This window comes from Burkholderia sp. AU32262, assembly GCF_020419985.1.
Lineage (GTDB): Bacteria > Pseudomonadota > Gammaproteobacteria > Burkholderiales > Burkholderiaceae > Burkholderia > Burkholderia semiarida.
In genome coordinates this window covers 108,004-133,622 of record NZ_JAIZRS010000005.1, presented here as the reverse complement: position 1 = coordinate 133,622, position 25,619 = coordinate 108,004, and the positions used below count along the sequence as shown (strand labels likewise).

The 25,619-nt window shown below is 67.6% G+C and carries 24 protein-coding genes and 1 pseudogene; 9 read left to right on the top strand and 16 right to left on the bottom strand.

The window, feature by feature from the left end; genetic code table 11:
• Window positions 1-25: 25 nt before the first annotated feature.
• Together LGN10_RS07495 and LGN10_RS07490 are read right to left on the bottom strand one after the other, a co-directional pair.
• Window positions 26-445 carry a hypothetical protein gene (locus LGN10_RS07495; RefSeq protein ID WP_226222532.1) on the bottom strand — a complete coding sequence of 140 codons (420 nt, stop codon included), beginning with the start codon at window positions 443-445 and terminating at the stop codon, window positions 26-28.
• A complete protein-coding gene (locus LGN10_RS07490; RefSeq protein WP_059583734.1) occupies window positions 438-1,031 on the bottom strand; it encodes a nucleotidyltransferase domain-containing protein in 594 nt (197 codons plus the stop codon). Before LGN10_RS07490 ends, LGN10_RS07495 begins: the two co-directional genes overlap by 8 nt.
• A gap of 165 nt (window positions 1,032-1,196) precedes the next feature.
• Here LGN10_RS07490 and LGN10_RS07485 point away from each other — a divergent pair.
• Window positions 1,197-1,586 (top strand): annotated as a pseudogene (locus LGN10_RS07485) (DNA-deoxyinosine glycosylase); the annotation flags it as partial.
• A 63-nt stretch (window positions 1,587-1,649) separates the two neighbouring features.
• Here LGN10_RS07485 and LGN10_RS07480 read toward each other — a convergent pair.
• The 3 genes from LGN10_RS07480 to LGN10_RS07470 all read right to left on the bottom strand — a co-directional run bounded on the left by LGN10_RS07480 (window position 1,650) and on the right by LGN10_RS07470 (window position 2,833).
• Entirely contained in the window at window positions 1,650-1,973 is a 324-nt protein-coding gene (locus LGN10_RS07480) for a helix-turn-helix domain-containing protein (protein ID WP_124658765.1), read from the bottom strand.
• Window positions 1,970-2,332, bottom strand: coding sequence for a type II toxin-antitoxin system RelE/ParE family toxin (locus LGN10_RS07475; protein ID WP_226222530.1), 363 nt, complete (start codon window positions 2,330-2,332; stop codon window positions 1,970-1,972). Before LGN10_RS07475 ends, LGN10_RS07480 begins: the two co-directional genes overlap by 4 nt.
• A gap of 315 nt (window positions 2,333-2,647) precedes the next feature.
• A complete protein-coding gene (locus LGN10_RS07470; RefSeq protein ID WP_155644521.1) occupies window positions 2,648-2,833 on the bottom strand; it encodes a hypothetical protein in 186 nt (61 codons plus the stop codon).
• A 148-nt stretch (window positions 2,834-2,981) separates the two neighbouring features.
• Between LGN10_RS07470 and LGN10_RS07465 the strand changes: the two genes are divergently transcribed.
• The 3 genes from LGN10_RS07465 to mctP all read left to right on the top strand — a co-directional run bounded on the left by LGN10_RS07465 (window position 2,982) and on the right by mctP (window position 5,887).
• Window positions 2,982-3,899: a spermidine synthase gene (locus LGN10_RS07465; RefSeq protein WP_226222521.1), complete on the top strand. Its 918-nt coding sequence runs from the start codon at window positions 2,982-2,984 to the stop codon at window positions 3,897-3,899.
• Between the two features lie 198 nt (window positions 3,900-4,097).
• The gene (locus LGN10_RS07460) at window positions 4,098-4,340 is read left to right on the top strand and encodes a DUF3311 domain-containing protein (RefSeq protein ID WP_006490660.1); all 243 of its coding nucleotides are present in this window, start codon (window positions 4,098-4,100) and stop codon (window positions 4,338-4,340) included.
• Window positions 4,337-5,887, top strand: coding sequence for a monocarboxylate uptake permease MctP (gene mctP / locus LGN10_RS07455; protein WP_059583724.1), 1,551 nt, complete (start codon window positions 4,337-4,339; stop codon window positions 5,885-5,887). The genes LGN10_RS07460 and mctP overlap by 4 nt, the downstream gene beginning before the upstream one ends.
• 89 nt (window positions 5,888-5,976) lie before the next feature.
• On the opposite strand, the gene LGN10_RS07450 is transcribed toward mctP, so the two are convergent.
• The 5 genes from LGN10_RS07450 to LGN10_RS07430 all read right to left on the bottom strand — a co-directional run bounded on the left by LGN10_RS07450 (window position 5,977) and on the right by LGN10_RS07430 (window position 11,111).
• Window positions 5,977-6,432 carry a VOC family protein gene (locus LGN10_RS07450; protein ID WP_104011978.1) on the bottom strand — a complete coding sequence of 152 codons (456 nt, stop codon included), beginning with the start codon at window positions 6,430-6,432 and terminating at the stop codon, window positions 5,977-5,979.
• A 245-nt stretch (window positions 6,433-6,677) separates the two neighbouring features.
• Window positions 6,678-7,631, bottom strand: a complete 954-nt coding sequence (gene tal / locus LGN10_RS07445) for a transaldolase (protein ID WP_059583766.1) — start codon at window positions 7,629-7,631, stop codon at window positions 6,678-6,680.
• A gap of 168 nt (window positions 7,632-7,799) precedes the next feature.
• Window positions 7,800-9,011: a benzoate/H(+) symporter BenE family transporter gene (locus LGN10_RS07440; RefSeq protein ID WP_099316677.1), complete on the bottom strand. Its 1,212-nt coding sequence runs from the start codon at window positions 9,009-9,011 to the stop codon at window positions 7,800-7,802.
• A gap of 55 nt (window positions 9,012-9,066) precedes the next feature.
• Window positions 9,067-10,242: a vWA domain-containing protein gene (locus LGN10_RS07435; RefSeq protein WP_226222518.1), complete on the bottom strand. Its 1,176-nt coding sequence runs from the start codon at window positions 10,240-10,242 to the stop codon at window positions 9,067-9,069.
• 26 nt (window positions 10,243-10,268) lie between these two features.
• On the bottom strand, window positions 10,269-11,111 hold the full coding sequence (locus LGN10_RS07430; protein ID WP_059646686.1) for an AAA family ATPase: 843 nt from the start codon (window positions 11,109-11,111) through the stop codon (window positions 10,269-10,271).
• 245 nt (window positions 11,112-11,356) lie between these two features.
• Here LGN10_RS07430 and LGN10_RS07425 point away from each other — a divergent pair, with 245 nt between their 5' ends.
• Both LGN10_RS07425 and LGN10_RS07420 read left to right on the top strand, forming a co-directional pair.
• Window positions 11,357-11,716, top strand: a complete 360-nt coding sequence (locus LGN10_RS07425) for a c-type cytochrome (RefSeq protein ID WP_006478192.1) — start codon at window positions 11,357-11,359, stop codon at window positions 11,714-11,716.
• 40 nt (window positions 11,717-11,756) lie between these two features.
• Complete coding sequence (locus LGN10_RS07420; protein WP_034190735.1) at window positions 11,757-12,116, top strand: c-type cytochrome; 360 nt, start codon at window positions 11,757-11,759, stop codon at window positions 12,114-12,116.
• 110 nt (window positions 12,117-12,226) lie between these two features.
• Here the strand turns inward: LGN10_RS07420 and LGN10_RS07415 are convergent, their stop codons facing one another.
• Window positions 12,227-12,694, bottom strand: coding sequence for a DUF1841 family protein (locus LGN10_RS07415; protein ID WP_371090871.1), 468 nt, complete (start codon window positions 12,692-12,694; stop codon window positions 12,227-12,229).
• A gap of 193 nt (window positions 12,695-12,887) precedes the next feature.
• On the opposite strand from LGN10_RS07415, the gene LGN10_RS07410 reads away from it, so the two are divergent.
• Window positions 12,888-13,817, top strand: a complete 930-nt coding sequence (locus LGN10_RS07410; protein WP_060311989.1) for a DMT family transporter — start codon at window positions 12,888-12,890, stop codon at window positions 13,815-13,817.
• 105 nt (window positions 13,818-13,922) lie between these two features.
• Here the strand turns inward: LGN10_RS07410 and nth are convergent, their stop codons facing one another.
• Both nth and rsxB read right to left on the bottom strand, forming a co-directional pair.
• Window positions 13,923-14,567: an endonuclease III gene (gene nth / locus LGN10_RS07405; RefSeq protein WP_006478196.1), complete on the bottom strand. Its 645-nt coding sequence runs from the start codon at window positions 14,565-14,567 to the stop codon at window positions 13,923-13,925.
• Window positions 14,564-15,466, bottom strand: a complete 903-nt coding sequence (gene rsxB / locus LGN10_RS07400) for an electron transport complex subunit RsxB (RefSeq protein WP_059646465.1) — start codon at window positions 15,464-15,466, stop codon at window positions 14,564-14,566. The genes nth and rsxB overlap by 4 nt, the downstream gene beginning before the upstream one ends.
• A gap of 263 nt (window positions 15,467-15,729) precedes the next feature.
• Here rsxB and LGN10_RS07395 point away from each other — a divergent pair, with 263 nt between their 5' ends.
• Window positions 15,730-16,362 carry a TetR family transcriptional regulator gene (locus LGN10_RS07395; protein ID WP_059583716.1) on the top strand — a complete coding sequence of 211 codons (633 nt, stop codon included), beginning with the start codon at window positions 15,730-15,732 and terminating at the stop codon, window positions 16,360-16,362.
• 106 nt (window positions 16,363-16,468) lie between these two features.
• On the opposite strand, the gene LGN10_RS07390 is transcribed toward LGN10_RS07395, so the two are convergent.
• The gene (locus LGN10_RS07390; RefSeq protein ID WP_059583714.1) at window positions 16,469-17,962 is read right to left on the bottom strand and encodes a polyhydroxyalkanoate depolymerase; all 1,494 of its coding nucleotides are present in this window, start codon (window positions 17,960-17,962) and stop codon (window positions 16,469-16,471) included.
• Window positions 17,963-18,174: 212 nt separating this feature from the next.
• Window positions 18,175-20,004: a glycoside hydrolase family 15 protein gene (locus tag LGN10_RS07385; protein ID WP_226222516.1), complete on the bottom strand. Its 1,830-nt coding sequence runs from the start codon at window positions 20,002-20,004 to the stop codon at window positions 18,175-18,177.
• Between the two features lie 166 nt (window positions 20,005-20,170).
• Between LGN10_RS07385 and LGN10_RS07380 the strand changes: the two genes are divergently transcribed.
• A complete protein-coding gene (locus LGN10_RS07380; RefSeq protein ID WP_226222514.1) occupies window positions 20,171-21,418 on the top strand; it encodes a lactonase family protein in 1,248 nt (415 codons plus the stop codon).
• 121 nt (window positions 21,419-21,539) lie between these two features.
• Here the strand turns inward: LGN10_RS07380 and LGN10_RS07375 are convergent, their stop codons facing one another.
• Entirely contained in the window at window positions 21,540-25,508 is a 3,969-nt protein-coding gene (locus tag LGN10_RS07375; protein WP_226222512.1) for a DNA translocase FtsK, read from the bottom strand.
• Between the last annotated feature and the right edge of the window lie 111 nt (window positions 25,509-25,619).

Sequence of the window (25,619 nt, the reverse complement as noted above, 5' to 3'; positions counted from 1 at the left end):
ATTCAGCGTATCCCGCGAAGCAGTATCAGGTGGACGGCAGCAGGTGGTCGAGTAGAGATACGGTTTCAATGAGTTCAGCAGTGAGCCGAACCAACTCGGCGGTCAGACTCGCTGGAAGATCTATGTTGCCCTCGTATTCGGCCGCATTGCGCCTGCGATGGCAGGTATCGAGCACGCGCCATTTTTCGGTCGGCCAGCCGATCGTGTGTTCGAGACACTGAAAGACCAGATATCGGTCGTCGCTCCGGTATCCGTGAGCCCGTAACGCGGCGCGTGACGCGGCGTGAGCGGCATCGTAGGCGAGGATGAACTGGCTCTCCGTTGCCATTCCGTTACTGCTTGTGACGGTATCGAGCAAGGTTCGAGCGAGGCCGAGCAGATGCTCGAATTCGCCGCGGTTCGCCGGAAGGGGTTTGAGTTTTCCGATGCGTACGAGGTTATCCAATGCGGTCAATGTCGTCCTCGGTTCCTATAATCATCAGCTTCGGTTGGCGCAGCACTTCCGCGAGGAACGGATGACTTTTGCGTTTCCGTTCGAGAAATTCCTCGTGAGTGTATTGTGTGATCTGGACCGAGCGGCCGAGCTGTCTTTCAGCCGATTCGAGTGCGGCCATGATTTGTCCATAGCTGAGCGTCTCACTGACCAACATAACATCGACGTCGCTACCGGCGTGGTCGCTGCCTTGGGCAACCGAACCGTATACAAAGGCGAGTTGTATCTCTGAGGTCAGCGGTGACAGCGCTTCGCGGAGCACCTCGACGACCCCGAAGGTTTTGAGGATGATGAGACGCAGCTCGCTGAAAATGGGGCTGCCGGCGAACGCTCGCACCTGTTTGAGATTGGCGATGCGTCTGGTTTCGATGAGGCCACCTTTTTCGAGACGATTCAGTTCACGCTGGACGCTGGCACTACCGAGACTGGTCAGCCGGATCAACTCCTTGACGTGAAACCACTGTTCGGGCTGCCCAAACAGGCAGGCCAGAATGGGTTGCTGTGCACTGGAAAAGAGGGCGTCGCCGAGCTTTGTCATAAGCCGTGAGAATAGCACGATCGAGCCAGAATTTAGCACGATCGAGCCAAATTTTAGCTCGATGAGCGACCGTTTCGGCGGATCTAGATAGCAGGGATATCGCGAGACGTTGGTGATGGCCACGGCGAGCCGTGATGGGCCAGATGTCAAATTGACCAAAATACCAACCAGTTCTGGCGGCTGCTCGGCGCGGTGCTCGGCGCGGTGCTCGGCGCGGTGCTCGGCGAACCGACGCTGCATGAACTGCCGTACGACGCGCGGCTCGAGCGCGTGCTGTCGCACGGCATCGGCATCTGGGACGTCCTCGATGCATGCCATCGCCAGGGCAGTCTGGATTCCGCGATCAGGAACGCGAAGCCGAACGACTTCGATTCGCTGCGCGCGCATGCGCCGTTGCTCAAGCGCGTGTGCTTCAACGGCAAGACGGCCGGGCGGTTCGCCGACGTGATCGGCCAGGCCGGGTACGAGACGCTCGTGCTGCCTTCGTCGAGCCCGGCGAATGCGATGCTGTCGTTCGAGCAGAAGCTCGAACACTGGCGCCGAATCGTGCTTTGATCGGCCGGCGCCGCCGGTAGCCTGGACGGCCCGCGCATCGGAGCGATCGAAACGACGCTGTCGTCAGGTGGCGAATACGACTTCGATGTGCCCTTCGGCTTCGGACCGACGGTCGGGCCCGACGACGATCCGCACGTCGCGTCCGAGCTTCGCCAGGCATTCGAGCATCTTCGTTTCGCTCACGCCGCGAAACTGCCCGCGCAGCATGTTCGACAGCTTCGGCTGCGTGATGCCGAGCAGCCGGGCCGCATGCTGCTGCGTCCATTTGCGTGCCTTGATGATTTCCGCGATCTTCGCGGCGAGTTGGGCCTTCACCCGCATTTCGTCGGCATCGCGCATGCCCAGGTCCGCGTAGACGTTCCCGCTGCCCTGTTCGATTTCGATCATCGCCTTTCTCCTTGTGCGTGTGCTTCGGCCGCTTTCAGACGCGCGCGGATCAGATCGTTGTCCGGCTTCGGTGTCGCGATGCCGCTCGGCGATTTCTTCTGGAAACAGTGCAGCACGTAGACGCTGTTTCCAAGCTTCACCGTGTAGACCGCGCGGTACGTGCCGTTGTCTTCCGATTCCACGATCTCCAGCACGCCGGCCGAGCCGAATCCCGTCAAGGGCTTGGCGTGATCGTGCTTGCGCCCTGTCTGCGCGAGATACAGCGCATAGCCGAACGTGTCCTGCACGGTTTCGGGCATGACCTTCAAATCCTTGCGCGCCGAGCCGAGCCAGTACAGCGGTTTGATGTATGGATCCATCGACGAATTTATCCCTATTTGGATATATTTTCAAGGGCCGCGCAGGCATTCGGCGCGGCCGTTCGAATGCGGTGTCAGGAGCGGGCAGGCGAGAAGTGGCCACCGACGGGCGGTGGCGGTTCAGCGATCGGATGCTGCCGACGGGAAATGCGATGTGAACGCCCGGCCGGGCGGCCGTTGCTTCACATTGTTGCGTCGCGTGGAGAGTCGAGACAATTCAGCCGTTCGACAGAGCGCCGTCGCGGCGCATCGATGGCGGAAGGAAGGGCGTGGCTGACGAACCGCGACGCATGGGCTTGCGTGTCGCGTCGACGCTCAGTCGTCGTTGCCCCATCGCCAGCGGGGCTGCTCGCCCTTGAGCCAGCACACCGCAGTCAGCAGCGCGACCAGCACCACGAGGCAGGCGGCGTACACCACCGGCGACCGATGCGGCGGCACGAGCCAGGCACTCGCGATGACGCCGATCGCGATGGTCTCTTTTGCATCGCAATTGCGATACATTATCCCGTACGCCCATGTCGCCTGCAAGTCGCCCGAATGGCCAGTCGACCGACCGCTCTCGCCACCGGCGGCCCTGACCCCCACCAATGCTATCCTCTCGTCCGCTCATCCAGCATCACCCAGCATCACCCAGCGAGATTCAACCATCATGACCCGACTGATCAAGCGTGCGTCCGCCGAGGCGCGCGCGTTCAAGCAACGCCAGCCGTCCGCGTACAACGGCTCCGAAAAACTCCAGCCGCCGCGCGTGAAGCGCCGCCCGGACATCGACGAACACGACGACGTGCCGGTGCTCGAAGCGCCGCGCAAGCCGCGCTTCGCGCCCGTTACGTTCTCCGAAGAAGGCGGCGTGCGCTTCCTGCACTTCGGCACCGAGTGGGTGCAGGGCGCGATGCGGATCTCGAAGCCGCTGCATATCGAGCTCGAATACGCGCAGCAGATGATGGCGTGGCTGCTGTTCCTCGAAACGCCCGAGCGGATCGTCCAGCTCGGGCTCGGCACCGGCGCGCTGACCAAGTTCTCGCATCGTTTCCTGCCGCACGCGAAGGTCGAGGCCGTCGAGCTGAACCCGGCCGTGATCGTCGCCGCGCGCACGATGTTCGCGCTGCCGCCCGACGACGCACGCCTCGTCGTGCACGAAGCCGACGCATGGGATTTCGTCAACGATGCGGCCAACCGCGGCACGACCGGCGCGATCCAGATCGACCTGTACGACGCGACCGCGCGCGGCCCCGTGCTCGACAGCGTCGCGTTCTACCGCGCGGTGCGCGGCTGTCTGGCCGATGCCGGCATCGCGACGATCAACCTGTTCGGCGATCACCCGAGCTTCGTGCGCAACATGAAGCACCTGAACGCGGCGTTCGATCACCGCGTGATCGCGCTGCCGGAAGTGCACGACGGCAACCGGATCGCGATCGCGTTCTCGGGCCCGGCACTCGACGTGCCGTTCGCGCAGCTCGACGCCCGCGCGAAGCTGATCGAGGACACGCTGAAGCTGCCCGCGCGCAAGTGGGTGAAAGCTTTGAAAGCAACGACCGGCGCACGCGACACGTCGTTCGCGATCTGACGCCGGCGGCACCGGCGCGGGCCGGTGCAGCCACGCGACAAGGGGCGGATCACCTCGGGTTCGCCCCCGCTTGACCGCGTGCTCGCGGCTCCTATACTGGCGCGAAGCCAGGGGAGCCGCAGCCTACCCGTATTGCCGCTCCTCTCGGCGCCGTACCCGCTCAACAAGATCGATAACCGGGATAGAAGAGGAGACGTCATGGCTCACGATGCCGACGCCAACCGGGCCGCCAAGCGCTGGCTCTGGCTGCTGGTGCTGCCGCTGATCGCGATGGTCTGGGTGCCGTCGTACAGCAAGATCGAACCGCAATGGCTCGGTTTTCCGTTTTTCTACTGGTACCAGTTGCTTTGGGTCTTCATCAGCGCGGTGATCACCGCGTTCGTGTACTTCAAGACCAAGAACGCGTGGAAGGCGAGCGGCACGCAAGGAGGTGCGCAATGAATCTCGGCGCGACCTTCGTCTTCGTCCTGCTGTTCATCGGCGTCACGATCATCGGTTTCCTGGCCGCGAACTGGCGGCGCGGCGATCTCGCCCATCTCGACGAATGGGGCCTCGGCGGACGCCGCTTCGGCACGATCGTCACGTGGTTCCTGCTCGGCGGCGATCTCTACACGGCCTACACGTTCGTCGCGGTGCCCGCGCTCGTGTTCGGCGCCGGCGCGATGGGCTTCTTCGCGCTGCCGTACACGATCCTGATCTATCCGTTCGCGTTCGTCGTGTTCCCGAAGCTGTGGAGCATCGCGAAGCGGCACGGCTACGTGACGGCCGCCGACTTCGTCAACGCGCGCTACGGCAGCCGGATGCTCGCGCTCGCGATCGCGGTGACGGGCATCGTCGCGACGATGCCGTACATCGCGCTGCAGCTCGTCGGTATCGAGGTGGTGATCGGCGCGCTCGGTTTCGACACGACCGGCTTCGTCGGCGACCTGCCGCTGATCATCGCGTTCGCGATCCTCGCCGCGTACACGTACACGTCGGGGCTGCGCGCGCCCGCGATGATCGCGATCGTGAAGGACGTACTGATCTACATCACGATCGCGGCCGCTGTCATCGTGATTCCCGCGAAGCTCGGCGGCTTCGGGCACATCTTTTCCGCGGTGCCGCCCGCGAAGCTGCTGCTGAAGGCGCCCGACGCGGCGAGCCTGAACGGCTACAGCGCGTACGCGACGCTCGCGGTCGGCTCGGCGCTCGCGCTGTTCCTGTATCCGCACTCGGTCACGGCGATCCTGTCGTCGTCGTCGGGCAACTCGATCCGCCGCAACATGGCGATGCTGCCCGCATACTCGTTCGTGCTCGGCCTGCTCGCGCTGCTCGGCTACATGGCGCTCGCCTCCGGCGTGAAGGACATGCCGCAATACGCGCCGTACTTCAAGGCGTTCGGCCCGAACTTCGCGGTGCCCGCGCTGTTCCTCGAGTACTTCCCGTCGTGGTTCGTCGGCGTCGCGTTCGCGGCGATCGGCATCGGCGCGCTGGTGCCGGCGGCGATCATGTCGATCGCGGCCGCGAACCTGTACACGCGCAACATCCACCGCGAGTTCGTGAACCGCAACATGTCGCACGACCAGGAAACGCACGTCGCGAAGCTCGTGTCGCTGATCGTGAAGGTGGGCGCGGTGGCGTTCATCCTCGGGCTGCCGCTGACCTACGCGATCCAGCTGCAACTGCTCGGCGGGATCTGGATCATCCAGACGCTGCCGGCGATCGTGCTCGGCCTGTACACGCGCGTGCTCGACCATCGCGGGCTGCTCGCCGGCTGGGCGGCCGGCATCGTCTGCGGCACGTGGATGGCGATCTCGCTGAAGCTGGCGAGCTCGATCTTCACGATCCACCTGTTCGGCCTCGCGATTCCCGGCTACGCGGCCGTGTGGTCGCTGGTCGTGAACCTGGTGGTGTCGGTGGTCGTGAGCGTGCTGGTGCGCGCGATCGGCATGGCGCATGCGGAGGATCGCACGCGGCCGGAGGATTATCTCGACGTCGTCGAGGGTTGATGCGGGCCGAGCGCGGCGGCGTGCCGCGCTCGCGCCGCGCGGCAACGAAAACGCCCGCCACCGTGAGGTGGCGGGCGTTCGTTCTTGCGTCAGCCTTGTGCGCGTTTCGCGAGTTCCTCGCGCTGCGACAGGTCCTCGACGTTGACCATCCAGTGCACGCCGAAACGATCCTTCGCCATCCCGAAGCCGAGCGCCCAGAACGTCTTGCCGAACGGCATCGTCACTTCGCCGCCGTCCGCGAGCGCATTGAACAGCTTCAGGCCTTCGTCGACCGTCGCCGGGTTCAGCGACAGCGAGTAGCCGGCGTGCGCGGCGCCGGCCGGCTGGCTGCAGTCCCCGTCCGAGCACATGATCATCGAGTCGCCGATCGTGAAGCTCGCGTGCATCACCTTGTCGGCCATCTCCGGCGACATCGGGTAATCGGGATTCGGCGGTGCGTCCTTGAAGTGCATCTTGAACACCGTCTTCGCGCCGAGCGCCTTTTCGTAGAACTGAAGGGCTTCGTCGGCACGACCGTAGAACGTCAGGTACGGTTGAACTTGCATCGTTGTCTCCTGTGGGTCGGGCAGGCGGATCGGCGCCGGCTCGGGTACTGCGGGGATTGACCGGGACGGGCGCGACGGGATGCGGCCGCCGCACTCGTGACGTGGATTGTAGTGCGCGTGCTCGACGATGGAATGAAAAATAAAAACGGCCGCGAACAGGCAGTTCGCGGCCGTTCGTCGTGCCTGTTGACGGCTGTTGTCAGTCTTGCTGACAGATCAACCGACACCCGTCACGCACGCGCGATTCAGCGCAGCGCGTCGATCAGCTTCTCGAGCTTCACCGCGTCGGCGGCGAACACGCGGATGCCTTCGGCGAGTTTTTCGGTCGCCATCGCTTCGTCGTTCAACTGGAAGCGGAACGATGCCTCGTCGATCGCGACGCGCTCGGACGGCTTGTCCTGCAGCGTGTCCGGCGACAGCTTGCGGGCGACCGTCTCGTTGCTCTCCTGCAGCTTCTGCAGCAAATCGGGACTGATCGTCAGCAGATCGCAGCCGGCGAGCTCGGTGATCTGGCTCGTCGTGCGGAAGCTCGCGCCCATCACTTCGGTCTTGTAGCCGAACGTCTTGTAGTACGTGTAGATGCGGCGCACCGATTGCACGCCCGGATCGTTCGCGCCGCCGTCCTTCGCTTCATTCCATTCCGCGCCGGCCTGCTTCTTGTACCAGTCGTAGATGCGGCCGACGAACGGCGAGATCAGTTGCGCGCCGGCTTCCGCGCACGCGGCGGCCTGCACGAGCGAGAAAAGCAGGGTCATGTTGCACTTGATCCCTTCCTTCTGCAGCACCTCGGCCGCGCGAATGCCTTCCCACGTCGACGCGAGCTTGATCAGGATGCGCTCGCGGCCGACGCCGGCCGCTTCGTACAGCTTGATGAGCTCGCGACCCTTGTCGATCGAGCGCTGCGTGTCGAACGACAGGCGTGCGTCGACCTCGGTCGACACGCGGCCCGGGATCAGCTTCAGGATTTCGGTGCCGAATGCGATCAGCAGGCGGTCGATGATGAAATCGGTGCTTTCGTTGCGGTGATCGCGGACGGTTTTCTCGAGGATCGGCTTGTACGCATCCTTCTGGACGGCCTTCAGGATCAGCGACGGGTTCGTGGTCGCGTCCTGCGGCTTGTATTGCGCAAGCTGCTGGAAGTCGCCCGTGTCGGCGACGACGGTCGTGTACTGCTTCAGCTGGTCGAGTGCGGTAGTCATGGCGATTCGGAAGAAGAGCGCGGGGCGCCGGGTTCTCACGGGCCGCGCGAGCGCGGCGGCGAAGCGAAGCGGCGCCGGGCGCCGCTTCCGATCCATCATTTTAGGCCCGATTCGTGTCGGGCACGTTTTGGCGTGCCGGGCGCGCGCCGCGGCAGGCTGCGAGCCGCGTCACGCGGGGCGCCGCGCGTTCAGGATCACCTGCGTGACGACGCCCGCGACGAGCCCCCAGAACGCGGAGCCGATCGACAGCAGCGTGAGGCCCGAAGCCGTGACCATGAACGTGACGAGCGCCGCTTCGCGCTGCTTCACGTCCTGCATCGCGTTCGCGAGCCCGCTCATGATCGAGCCGAACAGCGCGAGCGCCGCGACCGACACGACGAGCGCCTTCGGCAGCGCCGCGAACAGCGCGGCGATCGTCGCGCCGAAGACGCCGGCGATCAGGTAGAACGTGCCGCACCACACGGCGGCCGTGTAGCGCTTCGCGTGATCCTCGTGCGCTTCCGGGCCCGTGCAGATGGCGGCCGTGATCGCCGCGAGGTTCACGCCGTGCGAACCGAACGGCGCGAGCAGCAGCGACGCGAGGCCGGTCGTCGCGATCAGCGGCGACGACGGCGTCGAATAGCCGTCCGCGCGCAGCACCGCGATGCCCGGCACGTTCTGCGACGCCATCGCGACGACGAACAGCGGAATGCCGATGCTGACGATCGACGCGATCGAGAACGCGGGCATCGTGAACACGGGCTGCGCGAGCGCGATGTGGAAGCGGCTGAAGTCGAGCAGCCCGAGGCCGCCGGCCACCGCCGTGCCGACGATCAGCGTCGTCGGAATCGCATAGCGCGGCGCGAGCCGCTTGACGATCAGGTAGGTGAAGAACATCGCGAGCACGAGCGCGGTCTGGAACTGCGCGGCGCGGAAGATCTCGATGCCGATCTCGAACAGGATGCCCGCGAGCAGCGCGGCCGCGATGCCGGCCGGAATCCGCTTCATCAGCGTGTCGAACAGCCCGCTCACGCCGACGGCCGTCAGCAGCAACGCGCACACGACGAACGCGCCGATCGCCTCGCGGTAGGGCACGCCGGGCAGCGACGCGATCAGCAGCGCGGCGCCGGGCGTCGACCACGCGACGACGACGGGCGCGCGAAAGCGCAGCGACAGGCCGATGGTCGTCAGCGCCATGCCGATCGACAGCGCCCAGATCCACGACGAGATCTGCGCGTCGGTGAGGTGGGCGGCGCGGCCGGCCTGGAACATCAGCACGAGCGAGCTCGTGTAGCCGGTCATCATCGCGACGAAGCCGGCGACGAGCGCGGACACGGACGTATCGGCGAAAAAGCGGCGGCCGCCGGCGCGGCTGGCGCTCGCGGTGGGCGAAAGGTTCATGCTCTCTCCGGGGCGGCCGCTCGGACGCGGCCTGGGTATCTGCGGGTGGGTGTCGTTACTTGCTGAGTGCGCGCATCGCGGTTTCGAGGCCCGCGAGCGTGAGCGGATACATGCGCTGGCCGAGCACGTCGCGAATGATCGCGATCGATTGCCGGTATTCCCATAGCCGCTCGGGCTCCGGGTTCAGCCATGCATGGTGGGGGAACTGGTCGGCGAGACGGCGCAGCCACACGGCGCCGGCTTCCGGGTTGTTGTATTCGACCGAGCCGCCGGGCTGCAGCACCTCGTACGGGCTCATCGTCGCGTCGCCGACGAAGATCAGCTTGTAGTCGGGCGTGAACTTGTGCAGCACGTCCCACGTCGCGGTGCGCTCCGAGTGACGGCGGCGATTGTTCTTCCACAGATGGTCGTACACGCAGTTGTGGAAGTAGAAGAATTCGAGGTGCTTGAATTCGGCCTTCGCGGCCGAGAACAGCTCTTCGGTGCGCTTGATGTGGTCGTCCATCGAGCCGCCGACGTCGAGCAGCATCAGCACCTTCACGTTGTTGTGGCGCTCGGGCACCATCCGCAGGTCGAGCCGGCCGGCGTTCGCGGCCGTGCTGCGGATCGTGCCGGGCAGGTCGAGCTCCTCGGCCGCGCCTTCGCGCGCGAAGCGGCGCAGCCGCCGCAGCGCGACCTTGATGTTGCGCGTGCCGATCTCGACCGAATCGTCGTAGTCGCGGTAGGCGCGCGCCTCCCACACCTTCACCGCGGTGCGGTTGCCGTTCGACGGGCCGCCGATGCGCACGCCTTCCGGGTTGTAGCCGCCGTGCCCGAACGGCGACGTGCCGCCCGTGCCGATCCATTTGTTGCCGCCTTCGTGGCGTTCCTTCTGCTCGTCGAGCAGCGCCTTCAAGCGCTCCATCAGCTTGTCGAGGCCGCCCATCGCGTCGATCTGCGCCTTCTCCTCGGCCGACAGCTCGCGCTCGAGGCGCTTCTCGAGCCAGTCGAGCGGGATGTCGAACGCCTCGGACGGCAACGCGGACACGCCGTGGAAATACGCGCCGAACGCCTGGTCGAACTTGTCGAAATATTGCTCGTCCTTGACGAGCGTCATCCGCGCGAGGAAGTAGAACGCGTCGATCGACGGCGAGATCAGCCCGGCCTTCAGCGCTTCGAGCAGCGTCAGGTATTCCTTCACCGAGACGGGCAGCTTGGCTGCGCGCAGCGCGTAGAAGAAATTGAGCAGCATGGCCGGGCCTTCGCGGGTGAGGGGGATTACCGGTTGTGCCGGTTCATGTAGACGAGCCGTTCGAGCAGGCTCAGATCCTGCTCGTTCTTCAGCAGCGCGCCCGCGAGCGGCGGCACGATCTGCTTCGCGTCCGCGCCGCGCAGCGCGTCGGCCGGGATGTTCTCGGCGAGCAGCAGCTTCAGCCAGTCGAGCAGCTCGGACGTCGACGGCTTCTTCTTTAGGCCCGACACGCCGCGCAACTCGAAGAAGCTCTCGAGCGCCGCGCGCAGCAGTTCCTCGCGGATGTTCGGGAAGTGCACCGCGACGATCTTCTGCATCGTCGACGGGTCCGGAAACTGGATGTAGTGAAAGAAGCAGCGGCGCAGGAACGCGTCGGGCAGCTCCTTCTCGTTGTTCGACGTGATGATGACGAGCGGGCGGTGCTTCGCGCGGACCGTCTCGCGCGTCTCGTACACGTGGAATTCCATCCGGTCGAGCTCGCGCAGCAGGTCGTTCGGGAATTCGATGTCGGCCTTGTCGATTTCGTCGATCAGCAGCACGCTCGGGCGCTCGGCGTCGAACGCCTGCCACAGCACGCCCTTGACGATGTAGTTCGCGATGTCCTTCACGCGCGCGTCGCCGAGCTGCGAATCGCGCAGCCGCGATACGGCGTCGTATTCGTACAGGCCCTGCTGCGCCTTGGTGGTCGACTTGATGTGCCACTGCAACAGCGGCATGTCGAGCGCGGCGGCCACTTCCTCGGCGAGCATGGTCTTGCCGGTGCCGGGCTCGCCCTTGATCAGCAGCGGGCGTTGCAGCGTCAGCGCGGCATTGACCGCGAGCTTCAGATCGTCGGTGGCGACGTAGTGCGAGGACCCTTCGAAACGCATGGCGGCGCTCTTCTTCATCGGGAAAAAAACCCAGTATAAGTCAGAAGGGCTGTGCGGGCGGGCCGCGCCCGCGTATCGTTGCGGGGCTGTGGCGGGGCCCACCGGGGTGCCCGTATGGACGCGTTCCCCGCCGACGCGGTACAATCTGGCCGTTTTTTTTGGCCTGCGTGGCGACCGACAAGCAAAACGGCGCGGGCCGTTGCCGCTTCGGCGCCAGTTTCCCCTCAAGCTAGGTTACAAGAGCTATGAACAAATTCGTCGGCAAACACGTCGTTGTCGCAGCGCTCGTGGCGCTCGCGGGCAGCGCGCAGGCGGCCGGTGTGGTCGGCAACCCGAAGGACGGGGCGAGCAAGGCCGCCATGTGCATCGGTTGCCACGGCATCCAGGACTACCGCGCGGCGTACCCGGAGGTCTACCGGGTGCCTGTCCTCGGCGGCCAGAACCAGCAATACCTCGAGAACGCGCTGAAGGCCTACCGCAAGAAGGATCGTCACTTCCCGTCGATGAATGCGATCGCCGGCTCGCTGACCGACCAGGACATCGCGGATCTGTCGGCGTACTACGCCGCCCAGAAGGCCGACACGAAGGACAACCCCTACAAGTAAAGCGCGCGCCGCCGATCTCTCCGGCGGGACAGGAGCATTCATGAACAACGCATTCAAGACGGCGGCGGTTGCACTGGCGGCCGGCCTCGCGATCGGTACCGCGCACGCCGCGGACATCTCGAAGGGCAAGGAACTGGTCGAATCGCACAACTGCGCGGCCTGCCACGGCGCGCAGCTGAACAAGCCGATCAACGCCGAATATCCGCGCCTCGCCGGCCAGCACGCCGATTATCTCGTGTGGTCGATGCGCCAGTACCAGATGGGGCTGACGAACCCGCTGCTCGGTCGCAACAACGCGATCATGCAGGCGCAGGTCCAGAACCTGTCGGTCAGCGACATGAAGGACATCGCGGCCTACATCGAGTCGCTGAAGGAAACCGACCTCGTATTCAAGAAGTAAGCGCGACGGGCCTCACGGGCTCGCGCAGCAAGCATGCCCCGCCTCGGCGGGGTATTTTTTTGCCCGCTTCACGGGGCCGCCGGCGCGGGCCGGGGTGCCGGCCGGCGCACTCAGTCGCGCGACGCGCGGCGCAGGATGCGCTGCAGGTACGCGTCGGTATCGGGCGGCGTGTTCGTGCGCTGCGCCTCCCAGATCGTCTCGCCGAGGCATTCCATGATCGCGTGCTGCGCATCGTGGGTCGAGTCGAGCTTCGCGGCCAGCTTGTCGTGCGCGGCGCGGATGCCGGGCGGCTGGTCGATCGACAACTGCTCGCTGATCGCGAGGTGCATCGACAGGTGCAGGAACGGGTTCGTGCGGCCTTCCTCGGGCGTGTAGTTGCGCGCCGCCGCGCCGTCGGCGTCGGCCAGTTCGTCGTGGTATTCGGGATGCTCGACGATCCAGTCGGCTGCGATCGCTTCCAGCGGCGTCAGGATCTCGCCCGCGCGCTGTTTGCGCCAGGTCTCGGTGAAAAAGCGACGCACGTCGTCGCGGCTTGGATTGAACATGGTGGGAAAACGTCGTGATTCGGGCGGCGTCATGCCGCGTCGGGCATTGTACGCCGGCGCGGCGGACGGCGCTGGCGGTGGCCTCGGGCGGCTGGAGGCGGGCGGCACGGCGCGGGTCGTTGCGGCCGCCCGTCGCGCAACGGGTAAGCGCGGGCTAGGCTCGCCGCCGCCGCGCCGCTACACTCCGACGATTCCCGTCACGGCGCCTTGCTCGCCCGCTTTGACCATGACCGCCACCGTCCGCTCATCGTCCGCCGCCCTGCAGGGCGCGCTCTACGTCGCGTTGTCCGCCGCCGCGTTCGGCGCGATGGCGATTTTCGGCCGCTATGCGTACGCGGCCGGCGTCGACGTGCTCGGGCTGCTGATCGTGCGCTTCGCGATCGGCGGCGCGGTGCTCGCCGCCATCGCGCGGCAGCGCGGCGTCGCATGGCCGCGCGGCCGCGCGCTCGTGCCGCTCGTCGCGATGGGCGCGCTCGGCTACGTCGGGCAGTCGTTCTGCTATTTCAGCGCGCTGCAGCACGCGCAGGCGAGCCTCGTCGCGCTGCTGCTGTACCTGTATCCGGCGTTCGTCACGCTGCTGGCCGCGTGGTGGCTCGGCGAGCGGCTGACGCGCGCGAAGGCCGTCGCGCTGGTGCTGTGCGTCGCGGGTTCGGCGCTGATGGTCGGCGGCGGGCACGGCGAGCCCCTCGGGATCGCGCTCGCGCTGGCCGCCGCGGTGATCTACTCGCTGTACATCGTCGGCGGCACGAAGGCGACGCGCGGCGTCGATCCGCTCGCGACCACCGCGATCATCTGCCTGTCGGCCACCGCGACGCTCGTCGCGATCGCCGTCGTGCGAACGGCGGCGTTCGGCGCGCCGCCGCGGTGGCCCGCGACGGCCGGCGGCTGGGCATCGATGCTCGCGATCGCGCTGGTGTCGACGGTGGCGGCCATGCTCGCGTTCTTCGCCGGGCTCGAGCGGCTCGGGGCCGCGCGCACGTCGATGCTGTCGACGCTCGAACCGGTCGTGACGGTCGCGCTCGCGGCGCTGCTGTTCGGGGAAGCGTTGTCGCCGCTGCAGTGGGCCGGCGGTGTCGCGATCCTGGCGGCCGTGCTGGCGCTCGTGCGCGCGGGCGGCGCGGCCGCCGACGACGCGACGGCGACGTCCAACGCGTAGTCGGGAAGGGGGGCACGCCGCCGGCGCCGCGGCGACGCCGGCCGGTTGTCGCGCGTGGCCCGGGCGGCCGGCGCGGCGCGTCGATACGTCAGCCGCGGCTGATGCTCACTCGTTGGGCGGTGGCGTCTTCGGCCGGAATTCGCACAGCGGTTCGATCGCGCAGTGCCAGCATTCGGGCCGGCGGGCCTTGCACACGTAGCGCCCGTGCAGGATCAGCCAGTGATGCGCATCCTGCAGGAATTCCTTCGGCGTGAACTTCTCGAGCGCGGCTTCGACGGCCCGCACGTCCTTGCCCGGCGCGAGCCCGGTGCGATTCGCGACGCGGAAGATATGCGTATCGACCGCGATCGTCGGCTGGCCGAACGCGGTGTTCAGCACGACGTTCGCGGTCTTGCGGCCGACGCCCGGCAAGCCTTCGAGCGCCTCGCGATCGGCCGGCACCTCGCCGTCGTAGCGCTCGAGCAGGATCCGGCACGTCGCGACGACGTTCTTCGCCTTGGTGCGATAGAGGCCGATCGTCTTGATGTACTCGGTGACGCCTTCCTCGCCAAGCGCGACGATTTGTCGCGGGGTATTCGCGACCGGAAACATTTTCCGCATCGCCTTGTTGACCGACACGTCGGTCGCCTGCGCGGACAGCATCACGGCGATCAGCAGTTCGAACGGCGTCGAGTATTCGAGCTCGGTGGTCGGATGCGGATTGAGGCTCTGCAGCGTTTCGTAGATCGCGCGTCGTTTGCTGGCGTTCATGGAGCGTTCTGGTCGGGCGGCGTGGACGGGCCGTCCGGATCGTCGTTGCCTGCGTCGTTGTCGTGGTCGCCGCCGCCCGACGCGGCATCGGCGTCGCGCTGTGCCTGCTGTTCGGCGAGCCGCTTGCGGCGGGCCTCGGCCGCGTCGATCTGCGCCTGGACGGCCGCGCTCACGCCTTCGGTGTTCTTCGGCCCGGCGCCTTGCCCGGACAGTTCTTCCTTCTTCTTGCGCGCGCGTTCGAGTGCGGCGGCGATGATCGCGCGTTTCTTCGCTTCGGCGTCGTCGGCCGGCGCGGCGGCCGGCGCGCCTGGCTGCACGGCGGAGGGTTCCGCGGCCGGCTTCGCGGTACTCGCGGCGCGGCGAGCCGCGGCGCGCGCTTCGGCGGCCTCGCGCTCGCGACGCTGGCGCGCGAGCCGCAGATCGTGGCGCTCGCGCGCGGCGTCGGCCTGCTCCTGCGACCACGCATCCCAGCCCGTGCGATCGCCGGTCACCGGCAGCATCGCGATGCAGTCGACCGGGCACGGCGGCACGCACAGGTCGCAACCCGTGCACAGCGACGCGACGATCGTGTGCATCTGCTTCGGCGCACCGACGATCGCGTCGACCGGGCACGCCTGCATGCACAGCGTGCAGCCGATGCACAGGTTTTCGTCGATGAACGCGACCGCGCGCGGATGTTCGCTGCCGTTCACGGGGTTCAGCGGAATCACCGGCTTGCCGAGCAGGCGCGCGAGGCGCGCGATGCCCTCGGCGCCGCCGGGCGGGCACTGGTTGTAGTTCGCGTCGCCGGCGGCGATCGCCTCGGCGTACGGACGGCAGCCGTTATAGCCGCACTTCGTGCATTGCGTCTGGGGAAGCAGATCTTCGATGCGATCCGCGAGTGTTTTGGAATCGGTCACGGTGACAACAGGCTGACAACGGGCGCCGCGGCGCCGAATGGCTCTCGGCCGCGTCGGGCGCGGCCGGAAAGGTTTGCCAAAGCTCGATTATCGCCGATTTCCCGCATTGCGCTGGACGCCGTCTATGCGCATAATCGAACCGCTTTTTTGCAGGGGCTCAGCAGGAGGGTGGCCGCCCGCGGCGCGCCCGTTCCAGGGCGGCCGGCGCCGAGGCGGTGGGGGTGCCGGTCCGGATCAAGCGGCTCACATAGCAAAACGCCACCATGAATCAGCCAAAAATCAAAAGAGATCCTGAAGGTACGCGCCGCCGCATCCTGATGGCGGCTGCCGAAGAGTTCGCGAATGGAGGGCTGTTCGGCGCGCGCGTCGATCAGATCGCGCGCCGGGCCGAAACGAACGAGCGCATGCTCTATTACTACTTCGGCAGCAAGGAGCAGCTCTTCACCGCCGTGCTCGAACACGCGTTCTCCGCGCTGACGGAGGCCGAGCGCGTGCTGGATCTCGATGGCGTCGCGCCGGTCGAAGCCGTCACGCGGCTCGCGCATTTCGTGTGGGATTACTACCGCGACCATCCGGAGCTGCTGAGGCTCATCAACAACGAGAACCTGCACGAAGCGCGCTATCTGCACAAGTCGACGCGGATCCGCGAGATGATGTCGCCGATCGTCGCGAAGCTCGGCAACGTGCTGATGCGCGGCCAGAAGGCCGGGCTGTTCCGCAGCGACGTCGATCCGCTGCGCTTCTACGTGACGCTGTCGGGGCTCGGCTACTACATCGTGTCGAACCGCTTCACGCTCGCCGCGACGCTCGGCCGCGACTTCACCGATACCGACGAGCGCGCGGAGATGGTCCGGATGAACACCGAGGTGCTGCTCGCGTATCTGCTGCGGCGCTGACGCGACGCATGGAGGAGCCGGTGCGCCGCTGGTTCGCGGCCGCGCCCGGATAAGAAAACGCCGCCGTGCGCAAGCTACGGCGGCGTTTTTGCGTCGGAGCGGTGTGTCAGGCGGCCTTGCGGGCTCGCATGGCTTTGGTGCGCGGGCTGCCTGCCGCGCGCTTCGCGGCCGGCGCGGCCTTGGCGGCGGGCGCGACCGTCACGGCCGGCGCCTTCGCGCGCGTGCCGCGCGTGCGTTTGGCGGCGGTGGCGCGCACCGCCGTTTCCGGTTCCGGCTCCGGCTTGGCGGCCGGCACGACGCCGATCGCGGTCGCATCCTGCGCATCGACCGGCAACTTCGCCGCGCCGTTCTTCGGCTCCGGCGCATGCTCGCGAATGAAGTCGCGCAGTTGCGGATAGATGATCGTGCGCCAGCGGCGGCCCGAGAAGATCCCGTAGTGGCCGCACTTCTCGGCGGTCAGGCTGCGGCGATCGTCTTGCGGGATGCCCGTGCACAGCTCGTGCGCGACGTGCGTCTGGCCGCTGCCCGAGATGTCGTCGAGTTCGCCCTCGATCGTCATCAGTGCGGTGTGCTTGATGTCCTGCGGCCGCACGCGCTCGCCCTCGACGTCCCACGTGCCTTCCGCGAGCCGGAATTCCTGGAACACGACGCGGATCGTCTCGAGGTAATACTCGGCGGCCATGTCGAGCACCGCGTTGTACTCGTCGTAGAAGCGGCGGTGCGCTTCGGCGTCGTCCTCGTCGCCGCGCAGCAGGCTCTGGTAGAAATCCCAATGCGATTGCGCGTGCCGCTCCGGGTTCATCGCGACGAAGCCCGTGTGCTGAAGGAAGCCCGGATAGACCTGGCGGCCTTCGCCCGGATAGTTCGCGGGCACCGTGTGGATCACGTTGTTCTCGAACCACGAGGTCGAGTGCTGCGTCGCGAGCGAGTTCACGGAAGTGGGGCTGCGGCGCGCGTCGATCGGGCCGCCCATCATCGTCATCGTGAGCGGCGTGTCCTCGCCGCGGCTCGCCATCAGCGAAATCGCCGCGAGCACCGGCACCGTCGGCTGGCATACCGAGATCACGTGCAGGTTGCGCGCGCCGATGTGACGGATGAATTCCTGGATGTACGCGATGTAGTCGTGCAGGTGGAACGGGCCGACCTCGACCGGCACCATCCGCGCGTCGATCCAGTCGGTGATGTAGACCTTGTGATCCTGCAGCAGCGTGCGCACCGTGTCGCGTAGCAGCGTCGAGTGGTGGCCCGACAGCGGCGCGCAGACCAGCACGACCGGTTCGTCCTTCAGTTGCGTGACGGCGTCGGCGTCGTCCGAATAGCGCTTGAAGCGCAACAACCGGCAGAACGGCTTCTCGATGATCGTCTGCTCGACGATCGGGATGTTGTGGCCGTCCTTGACGATCTGGTGAATGTTGAATTCCGGCTTTTCGTAGTCCTTGCCGAGCCGATACATCAGCTCATAGGCGGCCGCCATCCGCGGTGCGCCGGGCATCAGCGAGAACGGGCTCGACGGATTCGCGAACGACTTCGACGCGGCCTGAGCCCAGGCCGTGAGCGGGCTCAGCATGGCCCGCTGGAATTCGTGCAATTGGTAAAGCATGCAGACTACTCCCGCGTGGGGGACGGTGCGCAAGGGCGGCGTGGGGCGTCGCGGCGTGCCGTGTGGGTCAGCGACCGGCCATGTTGCAATGCAGCCGGACAATCGTGTCGATCATATCGGACAACGATCGGTGTTGCAATGCAACATTCCCTCGGATTTTCATCAAAGCTTTGCGAATTGACGATCTCTGAACAAGGCTTCCCGACCGCCGCTCAGCGGCCGGTGGCCACGGCCGGCGCCGGCTGGCCGGCCGCGCGCGCCATCGCGTCTTCGTGGTGCATCAGGTTCATCGCGGTATGCACGAGCGCCACGTGCGAGAACGCCTGCGGGAAGTTGCCGACGAGCCGGCCGGCCACCGGGTCGTATTCCTCCGCGAGCAGCCCGAGGTCGTTCGACAGCGCGAGCAGCCGGCTGAATAGCCGATGCGCGTCGTCGATCCGGCCGAGCAGCGCGTAGCTGTCGACCAGCCAGAAGCTGCACGCGAGAAACGTGCCTTCGCCGGGCGGCAGGCCGTCGTCGTATTCGGTCGTGCGGTAGCGCATCACGAGCCCGTCGTGCAGCAATTCCCGTTCGATCGCATCGACCGTGCCGACGATGCGCGGATCTTCCGGCGGCAGGAAGCCGAGCTGCGGCAGCAGCAGCACGCTCGCGTCGAGCTCGTCGCTGCCGTAGCTCTGCGCGAACGCCTGCTTGCCTTCGTGCCAGGCGTTCGCGCAGACGTCCGCGTGGATGCGCTCGCGCAGCGCGCGCCAGCGGTCGAGCGAGCCGGGCAGCCGGAACATTTCCGCCGACTTGATCGCGCGGTCGAACGCGACCCACGCCATCACCTTCGAGAACGTGAAATGGCGGCGGCCGCCGCGCGTTTCCCAGATCCCTTCGTCGGGCTCCTGCCAGATCTTCTCGAGATGGTCGAGCAGCGCGCACTGCACGGACCAGACCGTATCGTCGGCCTGCAGGCCGCCCACGCGCGCGAGGTGCAGCGCGGCCATCACCTCGCCGAACACGTCGAGCTGGAGCTGGTTCGCGGCGCCGTTGCCGACGCGTACCGGCAGCGAATCCTGGTAGCCGGGCAGCCAGTCGAGCTCCATTTCCGGCAGCCGGCGCTCGCCGGCGATCCCGTACATGATCTGGATCTGCTCGGGTGAGCCGGCCATCACGCGGCCGAGCCACGTGCGCCATGCGCGCGCCTCGTCGTAGTAGCCGCCGCGCATCAGCGCGAGCAGCGTGATCGTCGCGTCGCGCAGCCAGCGGTAGCGGTAGTCCCAGTTGCGGTTGCCGCCGATCTTCTCGGGCAGCGACGTGGTCGGCGCGGCGACGATGCCGCCGGTCGGCTCGTACGCGAGCGCCTTCAGCGTGATCAGCGAGCGGCGCACGGCGGCCGCGTAGCGGCCCTGCACCTGGCAGCGGCCCGACCATTCGAGCCAGTAGTTCTCCGTGCGCGCGAGCATCGACAGCGGGTCGCGCGCGGGCGGCAGCCGCATGTGCGACGCCGCGTAGCCGAGCGAGAACGGCACGCGCTCGTCGGCGCGGACCGTGAATTCCGCGAGCGTATGGAGGTTCTTGCCGGTGAGCGGCACCGGCGTGCGCAGCACGACGGTATCGGGGCCGGCGATGGCCTTCATGCCGTCCTCGCGGGTCAGTTGCGTCACCCACGGAATCGAGAAACCGTAGTCGAAGCGCAACACGAGCTCCATGCGCATCTTCATCGTGCCGTGGCGGCCGACGACGATCCGCACCAGTTCGGACCAGCCGTTGCCGGGCGGCATGAAGTCGATCACGGTGACGGCGCCGTCGGCGCTTTCGTAATCGGTTTCGAGAATCAGCGTGTCGCCGCGGTAGCGGCGCGTCGTGTGCGTGATCGCGGCGTCGGCGGCCGGAGCAAGCAGCCAGCGGCCGTGCTCGGGCGTGCCGAGCAGCGCCGCGAAGCAGGCGCCCGAATCGAAGCGGGGCCAGCACAGCCAGTCGACGGAGCCGTCTTTTGCGATCAGCGCGGCCGTGTGGCCGTCGCCGACGAGGGCGTAGTCTTCGATCAGGGCGGGCATGGGCAGGCGATCCTTGGGTATTCGAATTCACAATGCGGACGTCGGCGGCCCGGACTTCACGCCCGGGCGCCGCGCCCCGTATACTCGGCCCGGCGGCGGAGCGCATGAACGGCCGGCGTTTCGTCCTATCTCAACACTTGAAGCGACTCGATGCAAGGAGGATTCAATGCCCAACCGTTTACGGGAGCGTGACGCACGCGCTTCGACACGAGGGTTCCCGCTTAGGTTCGCTCACTGGATGAAAGGTTTCGCGATCGTGCTTTCCCTGTCCGCGACCCATGCATTCGCGCAGCAATCGTCCGCCCCGGCCGACGGCGTCTACAACCTGCTCGTCGGCACCTATACGGCAGGCGGCAGCGACGGGATCTACGTTTACCGCTTCGACACCAGGACGGGCAGCGTCGCGCCGGTGTCGTCGGCGAAGACCGTGAATCCGTCGTATCTGTTGCCGAGCCGCGACGGTCGCACCGTCTACGCGGTCAACGAGCTGCCCGGCGACGACGGGCCCGCGACGCAGCGCGGCGGCGTCAGCGCGTTCCGCTTCGACGCGAAGACGGGTGCGCTCAGCTTCATCGACCGCGTATCGTCTGAAGGGAACGATCCTTGCTATCTCGCGCTGTCGCCGGACGGCAAGTACCTCGTCACCGCCAACTACTCGGTCGCGGCCGACCCGGGCGGCAGCTTCGCGGTGTTTCCGCTGCGCGACGACGGCGCGGCCGGCCAGGCCGTGCTGACCGTCCACCACGAAGGCACCGGGCCCGTGAAGGGCCGCCAGGACGGCGCGCACGTGCATTCGACGGTGTTTTCGCCGGACGGCCGCTACCTGTTCGTGCAGGATCTCGGCGCGGACAAGATCTACGGCTACCGCTACACGGTGGACGGCAGCCGCGGGCTGATCAGCCCGACCGACACGCGCTACACGCCGGTGAAGGCCGGCTCGGGCCCGCGTCACATGGTGTTCGGCGCCGACGGCCGCTTCGCGTACGTGACGAGCGAGCTCAACGCGTCGGTCGAGGTGTTCGGCTATCACGACGGCAAGCTGACGCCGGTCCAGACGGTGCCCATGACGGCGCCGGGCTTCAAGGGCAAGGTCGGCGGCGGCGCGATCCACCTGTCGCCGGACGGGCGCTTCCTGTACGTGAGCAACCGCGGCGACGCGAACGACCTCGTGATCTACGCGGTGAACAAGGCCGACGGCCGGCTCAAGCACGTCGGCCGCCAGTCGAGCCTCGGCAAGACGCCGCGCGAGTTCCTGATCGATCCGACCGGCAAGTGGCTGATCGTCGGCAACCAGGACAGCGACACGTTCTACGTGTTCAGCCGCGATGTCGAAACGGGGCAGCTCGGCGCGAATCCGCAGAAGGTCGCGGTCGGCAAGCCGGTCGACTTCAAGCTGGTGCCGGTCGAGCAGTAAAGCGCGGCCGATTCCCGGTCGATGCAGGAAGGGCGCTGCCGATGCAGCGCCCTTCGTATTTCGGGCAGCCGGTCGCGCGGCGTGCCCGTGTCGATGAATCGCGACGGGCGGGCCGCCGGCCTCAGTCGGCCGCGGCCGGCACGAGCACCTCGCGGCTGCCGTTGATGCCCATCGCCGATACGAGGCCCGCCGTTTCCATCTGCTCGACGAGGCGCGCCGCGCGGTTGTAGCCGATGCGCAATTGCCGCTGCACCGACGAGATCGACGCGCGCCGCGTGCGCACGACGAACGCGACGGCTTCGTCGTACAGCGGATCGGCTTCCGCATCCGGCGCGTCGCCGAACAGGTCCTGCGTCGCGCCGTCGGCGGCCGGGCCGTCGAGGATGCCTTCCTCGTACTGCGGCTCGCCGAACTGCTTCAGATACTCGACGATCCGGTGCACTTCCTCGTCGGCGACGAACGCGCCGTGCACGCGCTGCGGATAACCGGTGCCCGGCGGCAGGAACAGCATGTCGCCCATCCCCAGCAGCGACTCCGCGCCCATCTGGTCGAGGATCGTGCGCGAATCGATCTTCGACGATACCTGGAACGCGACGCGCGTCGGGATGTTCGCCTTGATGAGGCCGGTGATCACGTCGACCGACGGACGCTGCGTCGCGAGGATCAGGTGGATGCCGGCCGCGCGCGCCTTCTGCGCGAGGCGGGCGATCAGTTCCTCGATCTTCTTGCCGGCGACCATCATCAGGTCGGCCAGTTCGTCGATCACGACGACGATCAGCGGCAGCGTCGACAGCGGCTCCGGATCGTCGGGCGTCAGCGAGAACGGGTTGCCGATCTTCTTTTCCTTCGCTTGCGCGTCGCGGATCTTCTGGTTGAAGCCCGCGAGGTTGCGCACGCCGACGGCCGACATCAGCCGGTAGCGTTTCTCCATTTCGCCGACGCACCAGTTCAGCGCGTTCGCCGCGAGCTTCATGTCGGTGACGACCGGCGCGAGCAGGTGCGGGATGCCTTCGTAGACCGACAGTTCGAGCATCTTCGGGTCGATCATGATGAGCCGCACGTCTTCCGGCGTCGCCTTGTACAGCAGCGACAGGATCATCGCGTTGATCGCGACCGACTTGCCCGAACCCGTCGTGCCGGCCACCAGCATGTGCGGCGCCTTCGCGAGATCGGTGACGACCGGGTGGCCGGTGATGTCCTTGCCCATCGCGATCGTCAGTTGCGACGGCGAATGCTGGTACTGGCGCGATTCGAGAATCTCCGACAGGCGAATCATCTGGCGCTTCGCGTTCGGCAGTTCGAGGCCCATGCAGGTCTTGCCGGGGATCGTCTCGACGACGCGGATCGACGTGAGGCCGAGGCCGCGCGACAGGTCCTTCATCAGCCCGACGATCTGGCTGCCGCGCACGCCGAGCGCGGGTTCGATCTCGAAGCGCGTGATCACGGGGCCGGCCGATGCGCCGACCACCGTCACCGGCACCTTGAATTCCTGCAGTCGCTGTTCGATCACCTGCGCGGTTTGCGCAAGGTGTTCCTCGGTGATCGTTTCGACGTCGTCGGACGCAGGCTCGAGCAGGTCGAGCGTCGGCAGTTCGACGTTGAACGACGCAGGTGCGTGGAATTCGAACGCGTTCGGGCGCGGCTGACGGGCGGGGGCCGGGGCCGGTTCGGTGGCCTCGATCGCCTGGGTGGCCGGTGCGCCGATCGGTGCGACAGTGGGCGGTGTCGGCGCGGCAACGACGGCCGCAGGCGGATGCGGGAGGTTCGCGCCGGGGAGGGCCGTAGCCGGCGGTGCCGTGATCGGCGCCTCGGTCACGTCGTGCGACATGGACCAGCCCGACGACGTGGCGGCAGCGGCGGGCGGTGTCGTGAACGTCCGCGTTGCGACCGTGGCAGGGACGAACGCGATCGACGGGGCCTGCGTCGCGGTGGGCGCATCGATCGACATCAGCGGTCCGGTTGCGGCGGCAGGCAAGCCCGTGACCGGGTGAGCCGGCGTGGCGGCGAGCGCGGCTGTCGGCGCGATCGCGCTGAAGGATGGCGACGTCGTGGCGGAAACGGCCGGCGACGCGGGAAGGGCGATGGCCGGCTGCGGAGCGGCTGCGCCGGGTGAGCCGGATGAGCCGGATGGAGCGGACGTCGTCGTACCGGTCGAGGTGGTCGTCGTGTCGGCTGGACGCGTCGATGCGGGCGCGGAAGACGGCGCCGCGATCGGCGTGGTTGCGGAAAGCACGGGCGCCGACGTTCCGGCGATCGACGAAGAGGGCAGGGCGGCGAACGGGACGGTACCGTCGGCGGGCTTCACGTCGGCGTGCGCATCGGCGGCACGTTCAGGCACGTGGGCCGGTGCGGCGCGATCGATGACAGGCGCCGGTTGCGTGTCGTCCTTGTCGTCGGTATCGGGCGATCCGGCCGGATGGCGGGTGGCCGGGTCGCGAACCGCCGTATCGTCTGCCTGCGCGGAGGCGGGATCGGCGGATTCCGATCCCGCGGTGTCCGCCAGCGGTTCGGCGACCGGATTCCCGGTCGACACGTCGAAGGCGGAAGCCGGCGGGCTGGCGACGTCTTCCCACGGCGCGACGTCGACGGGCGTGTCGAACGAAGGCGCGGCGGCGATCCCGAATGCCGGCGCGGCGGGCGCATCGTCGACGGGAGGGATCTCGTCGTCGGCACGAGGCGAAAACACGCGATCGTCGACGCGGGTATCCGGCAGCGCGTGCGGGGTGGTGTCATCGAACGACGGGGTGGGCGAATCGCCGACCGGAGCCTGTGTCATGCCGGATTCCGCCGGCATGAAGGCGTCGAGCACGATCGGCGCGGTGTCGTCATGCGCAGGTGCGGCTTGGTGTTCGGCCGGGACAGGGATGTCCTGCGCTGCGATGCCGTGCGTCGCGGAGACGAACGCGTCCGACACAGCCGCCGCTGCCGGCGCGGCCACGCCACCTGCTGCCGCGGCTACGCCAGCAGCGGCTGCGGTAGCGGTTGCCGCGTGCGTCGCGTCGGCCGGCTGCGCGCCGCCCAGCGTCGCCCATTGCGCGGTGCTGGCTTCGATCGCGCGCAGCGTGTCGTGAACGCTCGGCGCAGGCGTGATCGGCGCGGCCGGTTTTTCCGTCCACGCATAGAGCGGCGCGCGTGCCGGCGCAGGCGGCGCCGGGCGGCGTCGTGTCGCGTCCGGCGGCAGGCCGGCTGCCGCCGTGCCGGCGGCCGGACGCACCGGCGGACGCTGCGGTTGCGTACTGGCCGGTCGCGGCGCGACCGTGGCGCGCGGCGTAGTCTGCGTGAGCGCGGCGGTGGCCGGCCGCGCGGCGGTCGGACGCGGCCGGACGGGTTCGAATCTCGCCGGAAGCGGAGCGGGCGCGGGGCGCGGCACTTGCGCGTTCGCCGCGGCGCGCGCGAGGCTGGCGGTGCTGCCGGTGGTCGGCGGCGGCATCGCGCTGGCCGGGATCGGCGCGGGCGGCGCCGGTGTGCGTTGCGGCGCGGCGGGCTTCAGCCAGCCCGACGGCGCGACGGGCTCCGCAAGCGGGCGCGGCGGCGTCTTGCTGCGCGGCTTCGGTCGCGCCTGCGGATCGGGCTTCCACACGGTCGGGCGCGAATACCGGCCGTTCTGGCGCGGCGCCATCGAGTTCACGGTGTGCGCGGTGGTCGGCTGCACGACGTCGTCGTCGCGATGCAGCGCACTGCGCGGCAGATCGGCGATCCCGCGCGCGTCGTCGTCGCCGCCGTCGCGCGACAGCTTGACGCCGAACGACGTGTCGACCCACGCGGCGAACTGCCGCCAGCCGATGCCGGTCAGCCAGGGCAAGCCGGCGAACAACAGCACGACCATCGCGACCGGCGTGCCGATCGGGCCGAGCACGCGGGCGAAGCCGGTCGAGAACGCATGGCCGAGCGCGTTCGTGTCGGGGCCGGACAGCGGGCTCGTCAGCGTGCAGCTGGCGACGAATACCGCGGCGAAGCCGAGCCACAGGCGAATCGAGCCGCGGCCGGCGAGCCCGCCGCCGCCGGGCAGCATCGCCTGGACGAGACGCCAGAAGAGAAGGAGGAACCAGACGGCGGAGATGCCGAACCAGCCGAAGACAACCGTGTGCATGCTTTGAAACAGGAGTGGGGAGGGGCGCGCGGGGCGCGACCCGCCGAGTTTAACCGGCCGGCGAACAAGACTCTAACGCGGCGTGATTCCGATTCACGCCGCGCGACGCAC